General features: G+C 44.0%; 9 protein-coding genes. 2 read left to right on the top strand and 7 right to left on the bottom strand.

Features of this window, described 5'->3' with window-relative positions; translation table 11 throughout:
• Window positions 1-194: 194 nt before the first annotated feature.
• Window positions 195-980 (bottom strand): hypothetical protein, encoded by a 786-nt coding sequence (locus ACM5QX_RS11860; RefSeq protein ID WP_414753677.1) that lies wholly within the window; start codon window positions 978-980, stop codon window positions 195-197.
• A gap of 192 nt (window positions 981-1172) precedes the next feature.
• Between ACM5QX_RS11860 and ACM5QX_RS11865 the strand changes: the two genes are divergently transcribed.
• Window positions 1173-3386, top strand: a complete 2214-nt coding sequence (locus ACM5QX_RS11865) for a phosphoketolase (protein WP_414753678.1) — start codon at window positions 1173-1175, stop codon at window positions 3384-3386.
• A gap of 368 nt (window positions 3387-3754) precedes the next feature.
• On the opposite strand, the gene ACM5QX_RS11870 is transcribed toward ACM5QX_RS11865, so the two are convergent.
• The 5 genes from ACM5QX_RS11870 to ACM5QX_RS11890 all read right to left on the bottom strand — a co-directional run bounded on the left by ACM5QX_RS11870 (window position 3755) and on the right by ACM5QX_RS11890 (window position 9632).
• Window positions 3755-5461, bottom strand: a complete 1707-nt coding sequence (locus ACM5QX_RS11870) for an iron uptake porin (protein WP_414753679.1) — start codon at window positions 5459-5461, stop codon at window positions 3755-3757.
• Between the two features lie 26 nt (window positions 5462-5487).
• On the bottom strand, window positions 5488-6633 hold the full coding sequence (locus tag ACM5QX_RS11875; RefSeq protein WP_414753680.1) for an MFS transporter: 1146 nt from the start codon (window positions 6631-6633) through the stop codon (window positions 5488-5490).
• A gap of 59 nt (window positions 6634-6692) precedes the next feature.
• Entirely contained in the window at window positions 6693-7316 is a 624-nt protein-coding gene (locus ACM5QX_RS11880; RefSeq protein WP_414753681.1) for an FMN-dependent NADH-azoreductase, read from the bottom strand.
• A 93-nt stretch (window positions 7317-7409) separates the two neighbouring features.
• On the bottom strand, window positions 7410-8549 hold the full coding sequence (locus tag ACM5QX_RS11885) for an MFS transporter (protein WP_414753682.1): 1140 nt from the start codon (window positions 8547-8549) through the stop codon (window positions 7410-7412).
• A gap of 183 nt (window positions 8550-8732) precedes the next feature.
• Window positions 8733-9632 (bottom strand): helix-turn-helix domain-containing protein, encoded by a 900-nt coding sequence (locus ACM5QX_RS11890; RefSeq protein WP_414753683.1) that lies wholly within the window; start codon window positions 9630-9632, stop codon window positions 8733-8735.
• A gap of 177 nt (window positions 9633-9809) precedes the next feature.
• Here ACM5QX_RS11890 and ACM5QX_RS11895 point away from each other — a divergent pair, with 177 nt between their 5' ends.
• Window positions 9810-10463: a helix-turn-helix transcriptional regulator gene (locus ACM5QX_RS11895; protein WP_414753684.1), complete on the top strand. Its 654-nt coding sequence runs from the start codon at window positions 9810-9812 to the stop codon at window positions 10461-10463.
• A 228-nt stretch (window positions 10464-10691) separates the two neighbouring features.
• On the opposite strand, the gene ACM5QX_RS11900 is transcribed toward ACM5QX_RS11895, so the two are convergent.
• Window positions 10692-12287 (bottom strand): helix-turn-helix domain-containing protein, encoded by a 1596-nt coding sequence (locus tag ACM5QX_RS11900; RefSeq protein ID WP_414753685.1) that lies wholly within the window; start codon window positions 12285-12287, stop codon window positions 10692-10694.
• Window positions 12288-12947: the final 660 nt, after the last annotated feature.

Raw genomic sequence — 12947 nt, forward strand, 5'->3', positions numbered from 1 at the left:
CCCTACTAACCGTCAATTTGGAATAATTTATACCAATTTAATTAATGATGGCAACACATCATTGGGTTAAGAAGACGCGATTAATCGCGTCTCTACAAGATGGTTTATTTGTCGCATTCTTTTTTCAAATCGGTTTTATTTGTTGGTGTTCCCTTATGAACTGCGTAGGCGGTGACTAATTTTGAATTGGTTTATTACTTGCGTTTTTTATTTTTCTTTTGCTTCTTTGGCTTTTTACTTACAAGTGGTGCAAAACCACGGGGTTGTCCAAGTTCCTGCTTGTAATAATTGACGATGTCTTCCAACCTAAACTTTGTTTCGGGGACTTCTTCACGGGTTTTCAGCCCCAATTCTACTTGTGCATCGCCCCAATTCCCGACAATAAAAGGTGGTACTCGATTAGCTGCAAACGCTTGTTCTATGACTGATGCAGACTCAACAGCTTTTAAATCCAGTAGTTCACCAATCAAAAAAGCGTTAAATTCTGGGTCATTATTGGCAAAGTCTTCTAACCTGTGCGTCAACACTGCCACACATTGGTCACGTAAATCGGGATGTTTCTCAGCAATTTTTGTTAAGGCTGTAGCCGCAGCAGCGAGTTGGTAAGCATCGTGAGAAGAATCCCCCAGATATGCTTCTAGTGTAGGAATTGCCGCAGATCCAACTGTAGCAAAGTACTGAGCTAATTCACTAGGTGTCCAATCGTCATCGACTTCGTGAAATAGATTTACCAGGGGTTGAATCGCTGCTTCTGCACTTAGTTGAGTCAGTACCCGTATCGCATGGAGTGGACTCCAAACTTCCAGACTATCTTGGTCTGCATTATTTAATTCCGCATCAGTCGCCATGCGAATTAAGTCAGGAACATGGTCTGCATTAAAACCAAGTTTCTGCACATAGTTGGGGACATCTCGCATCTTACTACAATCACCGTAGGTCAATAGCTTATCTACTGGAGATGGATAAATAGACGCTGTCATATTAGTTATTTCTGCCTTTTTGGTTGTAACTATTATCCCTATGATTTGCCATCACTAAAAACAGAACTATTTGAACTACTTATATTTAGCATTGCCAAACACTTATAAACTGATACAACGCTAAAGATGTAAAATTTCTGTTAAATTCATCGAGCATCAATAGTTTCCCATCATCCTTATCAGGTACTCAGCATGACTGCAATCACACCCAAGGCTTCGTCAGCGCTTCCCGAATTTGCGGAAGGTATTCAATATTTTGGTGAAGCACTACCAGATTTTGAAACTTATGGTGCCACACCTGCGATAGAATCGGGAAAAGTAGCGATCGCCGATCCAACAAACCCTCAAGCTGTATATCAAACTTTACTCGCTGCTGATGCCTTACGCTACCTGACACTACAAATCACTGGTAGTAAGGCTTCTGGACATCCAGGCGGGTTTGCTAGCCAAGCGGAAGCTTACGCGGCTTTGGTCATGCTGGGGTATAAAAATATTATTACCGAAGTCGGACACCATGCCCCCGGATTTTATAGTGCCATGTTCCTCGATCGCTCCTTGGAGGATATGGGCATTTCTACAGTACAACAATTGCGCGATCGCTTCCGCGAAAAACATGGATTATTAGGACACCTTTCCGGTTACATCCCCGGTATTCTTGCACCCGCCGGCCCCTTGGGACAAGGACAGCACTTTGCAATGGCGGCTGCACTCCTCCACCGTGACAAACTTTTCCCCTTCACCCTCGGCGACGGTGGACTAGGTGAACCATACATCATGAGTTCAATGGCGCACTTTAACACCGCCTATCCCAGCGTCACCAACTTCTTACCCGTGTTGGTGTGGAACGGTTACAGCCAAGAACATCACAGCATGGTTTCCCTCAAAACCAACGCACAGATGACAGCATATTGGCAAGGTAACGGTTTTGAAGAAGTTGTATTAGTTGATGCCAAAGAATTTGACGATCAAAACCAACCAGGAGATTATGTTGACAGTACCATCTTCTCCTTTACCCAGCGTCTAGCCTTCACCCAAGCCGTACTCGTCGCCGTAGATAAAGCCGCCCGTTCCGCCCTGGGTGGTAAACTGACAGTCTTCATCATCAAACAACTCAAAGGCGCAGGCGTTCACGCCAAGGGTGCAAAATCTCACAACCTCTATCCCAAAGACACCCTAGACGCACCCCATATTATCACCGCCTTACAAAAACGGGCATTATCCCCCGCAGCTTGGCAAACCGTCAGAACCAACGCCGAACGCGCAGGGGGAGGCCCCGCCGCTAAAACAGTGGTGACAGAATTTGAGTTACCATTACCAGATTTAGGCGCATTACCATTAGAAGAATATGCAGTCGGTGGTGAACCCAAAGTTTCCACCACCGCAATGGGACAAATCGTCGGTGCAGTCGGACAAAAAGACCCCAGTTTCCTCGTCACTAACGCTGACGGAAACGAAGCATCAGGTATAGGTAACATCAACCAAGCCTTAAAGATTATCCACCCCACCACCGACGACTTATATAACCAAGCACCAAACGGCCAAGTTTACGAACCCCTGAGTGAAGATGCTTGTGCAGGTTTAGCGGCGGGTTTATCCTTGATGGGTGCAAGAACCCTCTGGTGTTCTTACGAATCCTTTGCCATTAACGGCTTACCAATCTGGCAAACCGTCATCCAAGCAATGGCAGAATTACGCCGCCCAACTCCCTCAACAATTACCTTATTCACCGCCGGCGCACTAGAACAAGGACGCAACGGCTGGACACACCAACGTCCAGAAATCGAAGCTTACTTTGCATCCATGATGCGGAACGGCAATGTATTCCCCGTATTCCCCCCCGATGCTAACAGTACCCAAGTTTGTTATGACTGGGCGTTGACAACTAAGAATAAAGGCATTGTCATCACCGCCAGTAAATCACCCTTACCAATTCGCACCACCTTTGCCCAAACCCGTCAAGGTTTAGAAGAAGGTGCAGTAGTGCTGCATGAAATTCCTGGTGGTAAGCAAGTTGTGTTTGCTGTCATCGGCGACATGACATTAATTCCCGTCTTTGAAGCCGCCGCTTTCTTAGAAACTGAAGGTATCGGTGTGAAGATAGTTTCTGTAATTAATCCCCGGCGTTTATATCGTCCTCATGATGTAGCGTGGGATACCTGTTCTGAACCCGATGGCAATTTCATTGATGATGCGAAATTCGCTGAATTATTTGCTGGTGATGCGTTAATTGGTGTTACTGGTGGTGTTGCATCGATGTTAGAACCCATCATGTTGCGGAGTAATAGCAAGCGCGATACATTCGCCTGGAAGCGTGGGGAGACTACAGCTAGTGCTGGTGAGTTGATGGCGTTTAATGGTTTGACTGCTGAGGCGTTGACTAAGCGAGCGATTGAGTTAGTGCATTAATTAGAACGCAGATGTACGCAGATGAACGCGGATTGGTGTTTGGTTGCGTACATTTGCTGTTTTTATGTGATGTTGAGGGGGAATGCTGATGAACGCTGTTGAAGAAGAATCCAGAAGTCAGAATTCAGGAATCAGAATCAATTCGTGGGGGATTCAGACCCGCCACTAATTGTAGACCGCTAAATTTTTAATTTAGTGGGGATTTTAAACCCGTTTATACTCCTACGGAGAAGCAAGCTACATTCGCCCTTCGGGTGACGCTCCTTACGTCGCTACCGCTACGCTAACGCCAGTTCCCTACGGAGGGAAACCCTCCTTCAAGACTGGACTCACCACTCGCACAGAATTCAATTGGAGAATTCTGTTTGTTAGAACGAGAAGACGGTGCGGAGTGTACCTGTAAGGATTGTGCCATTGACGCTTTGATTAGCTGGATTTGTAATCACTTGAAATACAGGTGTGACACGGATATGGTCATTAATTGGGAAATTGTAGAAAGCCTCGAAATTCGTTTGTGTTGAATCTCCTATTTCACTTGCGATAAACGGCTGACCTACAGCTATGCCTGCCAGAGCATTTTCAAGGAATAGATTCTGAAAAGCTACACCTGCCATCCAATAGCTAGGCTTTAAATCACCAAAGGCAGTATCAGCGTAGCTACCATAACCGTAGCGTCCAAAAACAGCAAAACGGTCTGAAAGCGTCAATTCCAAGTTGGCTCCAAAGACATCAAAGTTCCCTCCCAAAATACTACCGCTCGTATATTGCAAGCGTAGCGCAAACCTTCTCGAAGGAGCGTATTCTAACTCAATGATTCCTTGATAAGGATCGCCAAACAGCCCTCCTTCTCCTCGTCCGTTGGGATAAAGAATGTATCCCAGTGGGAAAATACCAGGAACTGGAGATGAACTCTCTATTTTTGATCGACTGGCAGATGCCGCCACATAAGCAGCTCGTGCTGTAAATGCGCCTTCATTAGGATTCCACCTGATAGCAGCACCCGCTCCTAGCCCTTGAACTGGGAAAAGAATATAGTTGTTTACCAACGCTTGCGTAGAGAAGTCTAGAAAACTGACATTTGCATAGCGATTTAAGTCTACATAGTCAGTCAGACTGATGACTGGGCCTAGGGAAAGCGTCAAATCCTCAGATAGAGAAAACGTATAATTCAGACGGGACACGCCAAACTCTTCAACAGGCGGTTTGGCTGAATAGTCTAAAACGCTGCCAAAACTGGGTTCTAATAATCCTGCTGCATTGTCATCTGCCCCATTGCTGCCAATTTCCAGCCAGAGTTCTAGTGCATCTGTTCCATTAAAACTTGTAGTGAAGTCTAGGGTAGCTCGATAAAGGAATGTAAGGTTTGGATCTTTTGTCGCGATTTCTCTGCTTGTGACATCAACAATGCGATCGCCGCTAAAGCCTCCGCCAGTGACTCCAAATACAACTATTCCTGATAATGTGGTGGTTGTCGAGAACTGATTTGCTTCCAACTCAGCAGTTCGGGCTGCTAATCCATCTACACGTTCTTGTAGTTTGCTGAGTTCGCCAGAAAACTCTTCTTGAAGTCGTTGTAGTGTCTCTAAATCATCACGAGATATTCGTGAACCAGTTCCTTGAGCAATTTGTTCGCTGATTTGTTTAAGTGTTATGTTCAATGCTAGTGCAAATTCGTCGCGAGTCATTGCTCTTAGATGCAAAGCGGCTTGTCGTGAGACATCGCCCCGAAAAGTTTGGGCTGGATAGCCTGTAAGAATGTTATATCGAGAGATCAAAGACTGAAGCACCTGAAATGCCCAATCTGTCGGTTGAACATCATCTAGTTGATTTACTGAAGTCACTTGTCCTTGTAGCGTTGTGTTTGATTCTTGGGGAATACTTTCAGGAATTAGCTGAGTAATTGAAGTTGGAGCAACAGGAGAAAGTGTAGGGACATCCTCTGTTGCTTGTTTTTCCTCAAAAGTTAAAGACTCAACAGTCTTGGCTAGGGAAGGAGTTGCTCCCTTAAGGATGACGAAGCTCAAAACACTCAAACAACCCAGTATATGAAAATTTGCAAACCAATAATTTTGCATACTTCAGTAGTAGATTTTTAGAGGGGTTAACGCTTACGTCCAAGCGTGAGTGCTGCAAAAGCAACGATCGACAAAAACATCCCGGCGGTACAAACTCCATTCCATCGCCAGAGATTCCAGCCGTAAGCACCCAGGAATGAACCGATCGCGCCACCAAAGAAATAGAATGTGACAAACAGCGCATTCAAACGGCTATGCGTTTCTTCAGGTAGCCTGTAAATCAATGCCTGGTTGGATACTGTTGTCACCTGTACCCCCATATCTAACAAAATCACGCCAACAATCAGTCCCCATAGTTGGTATCCAAATAACCAAAACACCAGGAAAGACACAGTAGTTGCGAGTAAGCCCAGTGCAATCGCGAGTCTCGGACTTCTGCGATCGGCAAGTTTGCCAGCTAGTGGCGCGCTTGCGGCTCCAACGACCCCAATCAACCCAAACAACCCAGCGACCTCGCTGCCATATTGATAAGGTGGTTGTTCTAATAGAAAAATCAAGGTACTCCAAAAAACGCTAAATGCCCCGAAAGCCATTGCACCTGTAATTGAAGCTTCTTGCAACACAGGCTCTCGAACCAACTTCAACATCGATCGCATCAATTCTCGGTAAGTAAACATGACCGCAGGCTGACTGTTGGGCAGCACCCGAAACAGAACGATCGCTAACATCAACATTACGCCACTCGCAATCCAATACATCGCCCGCCAACCTAGTTCTGCACCAATAAAGCCACTCACCGTCCGGGCGAGAAGAATGCCAGTCAGCAGTCCGCTCATGACTGTGCCGACAACTTTGCCCCGCACTGCCGCAGGAGCAAGTAAAGCTGCAAAGGGAACCGCGAGCTGAGGTACGATCGTCGTTACCCCAACGATGAAGCTAGCAATAATTAACCAGCCAATGGTAGGAGAAACAGCAGCCGCAGCTAAAGCTAGAGCAGTTCCAATAAGCATGTTAACGAGCAAACGTCTGCGCTCTAGAAGATCGCCGAGAGGAACGATGAAAAAGTTGCCCATTGCATAGCCAATTTGTCCTAACGTCGGAATTAATCCTGCGTCTTGAACAGAGGCGTTCAAATTCTGAGTAATTGCTGCAAGCAGGGGTTGGTTGTAATACAGGTTGGCAGCAGCAGCCCCACTGGTAATTGCCATTAGCCAAACGATATTGCGATTCATAATCATTGAAAAGATAGAGAGCAAGGCATTGCAGGCAATGCAGAACTTAGTCGCTCGATTCAGATGCAGGTACTAGATTGCCAAGTTTCTACAACTTGTTGAATGGCTTCATGAGCAGTTGCGATCGCTAGTTGTCGTTCTTCAGACCCGATTGCCAGATTTTCGGCATGGATAAACGTGACATCAGTTATACCAATGAAGCCAAACACTGCACGCAAATAAGGCTCTTGAAAATCGAGTGGTTCGCCTGCATAGCTTCCGCCTCGTGTTGTAATTACCAACGCTTTTTTATCTTTTAACAGTCCTTCGTAACCATCAGCACTCAGCACAAACGTCCGTCTGACTCTCACAATCTGATCGATGTATGCTTTGAAACTGGCAGGTACACTATAGTTGTACATAGGAATGCCAAAGATATAGAGGTTTGCCGCCAGCAGTTCAGCAATCAACTCATCGGAAATCATCAAGGCAGATTGTAATTCTGGAGTGAGTTGAGATGGAGGACAAAACGCAGCAGCAATCCACGCTTCATCGATCGCGGGTACTGGATAACGTCCTAAATCGCGATAAATGACAGGAACATCTGGATACATTTGTTTCCACAAACTCACAAATTGTTGGGTCAAAGTGCGTGAGATAGAGCGCTCGCCGCGTGGGCTAGAATCAAGGTGCAGAAGTTTCATGGATTAATCCTCTTAAAACCTGTTTGTAGAGTCAAAAAAACAATTACATTTAAGTATTGTGTGAGTACGATTGCAGCTTATAAATCAAGATGACTAAGCATCCTGCTGGTTTTTTGCTATTCGTTGATATCTGACAAAGAGTAGGGCATTGCAAACCAGCAAGACTGCGCCAAAGCCAAATAACGCCTGCATCACGCCAAATTTGTCAGACACAAAGCCAATCAGAATTACAGGAATGCCGTACCCCAAATAAGCGCAGACAAAATAGCCAGAGGTGAATCTCGCAGATTGAGTGCCGCTTATCTGTACCACTTCAGCCAATCCGCCCAGGTAGGTGAACCCGTAGCACGCCGTTCCAGCGATCGCCACTCCTGCCAGCACCAACCCTAAATAACCAAGCCACGCTCCACATGTGAAGCTAAAATAGCCAGCTACCAGCAGGACAGCACCGATCTGAAGTGATCGCCGAGCCTCTAGCCGACGGGCAAAAGGTTGAAACACAACCCCTGCGATCGTAATGATGAATAGCATTAAACCTGCCCAGTTCGGTAGCCCATATCTTGTTAGCTGGGTAGGTAAAATGACACCGACAATTCCTGCCAAAGACCATGCCAATGCGATCGCTAACCCCGCCCAAACTGCGCCCATTGAGAAACTTGGCAGCCGGATCAACACTGCTGAAGCCGTTGCCTGTTCTGGAATACTAATGGTTAAACCAATACAGCCCAGAAGCAAAATAAAGACGACCCAATAGCTAAACGGCACCAGTGAATAGCGATAAAACAAAGTGGCATTTGTAAACAGCGCACCACTGGAAAAGCCCAAAGCAGTAGTTAAGCTGACGTAAGCAGCAACCTTCGTGGCATTTTGTGGCATCAGCGTTGATAGGTATGCCGTTCCTGTTCCAGTCATGAAACCAACACTAATTCCTTGTAGAACTCGTGTGACAAACAGCGTGTAGATATTCGGCTGAACAATCATTAAAAACGTTGCGACACAAGCCAATAGCAAACTTGTGAGGATGATAGTTTTGCGTCCAATCCGGTCAGAGGCTCCACCCAGCAGAACCAGCGTCGGCACCAATCCTGCAATATAGGTTGAGAAAGCGATCGCCGAAACACCACTACCAAAACCTGCCATCTTTGCATAAGTACCGTACAGGGGAATTTGCAAATTCGTTGCGTGGGTGATGAGGAAAATGGCTACTGCCACAATGAACTGGGGTCGTTTCATTGTGAAACTCCTGAAATCCAAGTTGTATCTGTCAAAAAAGCCTTGGTTTTGCATCAAATATGCGATTGTTCCAGCAAACTTCAGCTGCTATAGCTGCACTTTATAAAGAATAATCTTTATAAAATAACTCTACAAAACCGCCTCAATGCTGTCTTGCACATTCTTGAGTTTTTGGACACATTCTTACTGACTTTTAATAAATACTTTGGGACTTACACCCACCAATCGTTTGAAGTGGCGGCTGAGATGGCTTTGATGGGTGAAGCCAAGACTGTAGGCAATTTCTGCGATCGTTAGGTTACTTTGTCGTAGCAATTGCTTGGCACGATCTACTCTGCACTGAATCACATACTGATGCGGTGCTAACCCGGTTGAATGTTTGAATAACGTTGAAAAATAACTCGGACTCATTTGCACAATGGCTGCTAGTTCGGCAAGTGCCAAGTCCTGTTCAAGGTTTTGATGAATGAAATCAATCACCTTCTGCAATTGGCGTTTGGCTAAACCACTCTGAGGTCTAGAGATGGATCTTTGGGCTGAGTAGTGCCGCAATAAATGAGTCATCAGAGCAGCTGTTAGCGAATTAATATAGAGACGACTGCCAACTCCGCTAGACTCCAGCTCTGACTTGAGCGCGAAGCCAAGACTGTAAATCAGCTGGTCAGGTTTGCTGAAACTGGGGACAAGCTCGATATCAGTGGCAGTTGTCAGATCGAAGGTATGACGTGCAAACGTCCTCGCCTCAAAACTGAGGGTAATAAATTCGTACTCGGTGTTCCAATAAGCAGAATTGAGGACATCAGCAGGCACAACCGTCACATCGCCATATCCAAATTGTCGCTTTTGAAAACGATGCTCGATCATCTCTTCAACCATTGGCGGCGAAGGACTGCGATCGTGAATGATAATGCGATGCTGCTTGGAATAATTTTCCGAAAGCTGATGTGGCGGATGTCGATGATATTGCAGTTGAATACCATCCCATTGGGCTTTGTCACTGGAAAGTAGGGGCGCTTCAGGGTAAAGCTTTAGCACATCATCCTTTTGAGCAAAGTCAATAACTAACAAGTCTGAGGCTAACATTGCTTGCTTTACTTCCTTAGACTGTACATGGCTTCAAGATAATGGATAGTAGTAATATTTGTTTTTTCTAGGTGCTAGACTGCATTACAGCTTAATTTATTTTTTAAAGATAAATCTTTAGAATCATCATAAGTATCCTGCTTGACTTTGTAAAGACTTTTCTTTAATTTGTTGATTATGAAAACTAGTCGACCAGTAGAATCAACTAGCATTCGGACTCGACAGGCGGTTGTCAAATGGCTCAAGCAAGAAGGATCGATAGATGCGGAAACGCTCGCCTCCTACTTGAACATCACTGCAATGGCAGTGCGGCAGCATCTCTACGCTTTGCAAAAAGAAGGATTGGTGACGTACCAGAAACAAGCGCGTCCAATGGGACGACCTGCCAAGTTATGGGAGTTAACGCCTGCTGCCGATCGTTTTTTCCCCGATCGCTACGCTGAGTTAACGTTGGGTCTGATTAACTCAATGAAAGAGGCATTTGGTGAAGAGGGATTTGATCGGCTACTAGAAGTTAGAACTCGCGAACAAATTCAAGCGTATCGAGCGATTGTGCCTCGCCATACTCCGCTTCAACAGCAACTAGAAGCGTTAGCAGCGCAGCGAACTGAGGAAGGCTACATGGCAGAGGTTACAGCTCAAGCCGATGGTACCTTTCTCTTCGCTGAAAAACATTGCCCCATTTGTGCGGTGGCAACTGCTTGTGCTGGGCTGTGTCAGATGGAGTTAGAAATCTTTCAAGCGGCTTTAGGTGACGATGTGAGCGTTGAACGAATTGAACACATTTTGGCGGGCGATAGACGTTGTGTATATCTGGTTATCAGTACTTAAACAAAACTAAAGAAAAAAGAAGAGTATAGTGGACAAAAAACGCCGACCACGCCCATAGACACAATACTCCTACCGTAGATAATCAGTTGGTGTCAATCAATACTTGATATCTCAGATTGAGAAACATCCTGATTTTCTCAAGCTGGAATATTACACTAGAGTAGCCTGGAATCCTCGGCACAGCTTCAGGATGGGTGAGGGTGAGGATTTGAATAGTTAATTCTTGAGCTAACTTATACCTAATGCTTTTCGCAATACCATTTGATCTTCTAACTTAGCTTGAAAACGACCATTTTCAATATCACGAATCCAACTCTGGCTTTTACCTGTTAACTTCGCTAAATCTCTTTGGCTTAAACCTAGTTTTTTTCTAGCCTCAATAATAAATTCTGTAGAAAGAGTTATTGGCGGCTTTAAGTTTGTCTTATTGTGGCTAATTCGTTGCTTTTTCTTGGGCTTGGTAAGCAGCTTTTTCCACTCTGGTGGCATTTCAAAATGTAAGATGCGAGCATTCATTAATCGATTCCACTTACCACGAGGAGCAGCATCAGTCAAACGATTTTCATTATTACCATCATGAATCCAAAAATCTATTGCTGCTTCGCCATCTTCTGGAATATCCGCTAATTTAGACCACAAAGGTTGAATTTCTAATGGATAGGTAACTGGATCAAATATCGGCTTCATCCCATAGTGGTTAAGTACTTCTAAATCACTTTCAAATATTTTTAAAAGACGTTGTCGATTTTCTGGTTGCAAGGCTACTTGCTGGATTCGTCGCTCTCCGTAAGCAACTTTCATCAGCATAGGAATTGTAATGCACTGTTCTTTGCCTAACTTAATTTTAAATAATAACCATAGCATCATCCGAGCAGCACCCTCATGTTGCTGCCAAATCTTCATTATTGTAGTTAATAAGAATTTGGGTAAAGTACCATATTGATAGAACGCTGTACGCTCTTTGCAACCTTGTCTGTTGAGAAAGTATTGCGCCCATTCACCAGCTTTTATTGTCAAAGTCAATCCTACTAAATGTTTGCATCCAGATTCGTCTTCCTGAAAGTGATGTTGAATATTCAATAAATGCCATAAACGGCTATTTTCTAGACAAATTTCTTTAATTTTTCCCTGGGCAGGTAAATTAATCGAAGCTATAATTCTGCATGGTTGTTGAGCTAGTTCTTTGATTAAATTTAGCTTGGTAATTTTGCTCAAATCCTTACGTTTATCTAGTCCTAAATACTGCTCAATTTGCTGGTCGTTAATAGTAAATTCTTCTTCCCAAGGCTTATCTAAATTAGTCGCATAAGCAGCATAGAGCAGGTGCATACAAGCAGCTCTAATATCAAAGGTTTTGATTGTAGATAAAGCTTTTGCACCTTTGAGGATGGCTGATGGCTCTGATTGTACGCTATCTGTAACTCGAAAGGCGATCGCTCCCTTACCGCGATTAATTTGTCGTTGATAATACAGTTCTCCCGACTCATCAGTTTCCCAAGGGAGAGACTGTCTCTGTGCTAAAACATTGCATAATTCCCAGATGGCGATCGCTGATGCAAAAGGATGGCTTTTCCCATCCGCAAAAAGTTCTGGACTAGGAACCTTTCTGTCATCAAGTTTGTATCTTCCCTTTTTCGGTTGAGAAGGGATGGGAGAATTGACAGGACAACAAATTACACACTGTGGCTCAAGATAATCTTCACAGTTATTACACAAACTAGGGTCAATCCAGTAATCACCGTCTATAACTTTGATCGCACCTTTAGGACATAGGGGAACGCAGGTAGCGCACTGAATACAACGATTAGTAATGGCGTAGGGCATAGTTTTGTGCAACTGATTTTAAAGTAGAAATGCTAACCACAGATGTAAATATTGGAAACATTCAGCTGTTATAAACTCCTCGCCTTGGCAAAGGTGCTGAAGTTACTGGATGCTGCTATTGCCCAATCTCAAAAATAAATCGAGTAAATTGGCAGTATTAACCGCCACATCTTTCAATTATTTTTGAATGTGCTTGTTGTGTATATTCTTAGCTTTGATAAATGATCATCGCTTACATTTAGCCTATTAGTTATCAGACCAAATAATTAGAGCAAAAATTGGTTTTTTATGCTGCTGATTTACCATTTTGTTTGATTTACTAATTAAATCTCTTGAAATCTCTGTTTTGTATGTGATATGCTGCTAATAAACCGACTAAGAATCTCCCTCATTGGTAAAAATTATTTTCAATTTTGGGAATTTTTTTGTTTTTCAGGTATTAAATGAGTATGATTTGTCAGGTTTAGTAAAAAGTTTTATTTGCCAGCCTAGCAGACTTACAAGTAAGATATTTTTGTTATTTACACTCAGGCTGCTAAATTGAACTTGTTTATTCTCTAGTCCAAACCTTTAACTGGAATGAGCGTGATTTACGTTACCACGGAAGGAATTTCTTGATTTTCTATTATCCAAAAAAATTTCTAACTTCTGGCTCCTTAT

This window comes from Anabaena sp. CCY 9910 (genome assembly GCF_963920875.1).
GTDB classification, from domain to species: domain Bacteria; phylum Cyanobacteriota; class Cyanobacteriia; order Cyanobacteriales; family Nostocaceae; genus Trichormus; species Trichormus variabilis.

Bases quoted from the DNA above. Each gene is read 5' to 3' on its own strand.
- ACM5QX_RS11895 (WP_414753684.1), top strand. From the start codon at position 9,810: ATGAAAACTAGTCGACCAGTAGAATCAACTAGCATTCGGACTCGACAG.
- ACM5QX_RS11890 (WP_414753683.1), bottom strand. From the start codon at position 9,632: ATGTTAGCCTCAGACTTGTTAGTTATTGACTTTGCTCAAAAGGATGAT.
- ACM5QX_RS11865 (WP_414753678.1), top strand. From the start codon at position 1,173: ATGACTGCAATCACACCCAAGGCTTCGTCAGCGCTTCCCGAATTTGCG.
- ACM5QX_RS11885 (WP_414753682.1), bottom strand. From the start codon at position 8,549: ATGAAACGACCCCAGTTCATTGTGGCAGTAGCCATTTTCCTCATCACC.
- ACM5QX_RS11900 (WP_414753685.1), bottom strand. From the start codon at position 12,287: ATGCCCTACGCCATTACTAATCGTTGTATTCAGTGCGCTACCTGCGTT.
- ACM5QX_RS11860 (WP_414753677.1), bottom strand. From the start codon at position 980: ATGACAGCGTCTATTTATCCATCTCCAGTAGATAAGCTATTGACCTAC.
- ACM5QX_RS11875 (WP_414753680.1), bottom strand. From the start codon at position 6,633: ATGAATCGCAATATCGTTTGGCTAATGGCAATTACCAGTGGGGCTGCT.
- ACM5QX_RS11870 (WP_414753679.1), bottom strand. From the start codon at position 5,461: ATGCAAAATTATTGGTTTGCAAATTTTCATATACTGGGTTGTTTGAGT.
- ACM5QX_RS11880 (WP_414753681.1), bottom strand. From the start codon at position 7,316: ATGAAACTTCTGCACCTTGATTCTAGCCCACGCGGCGAGCGCTCTATC.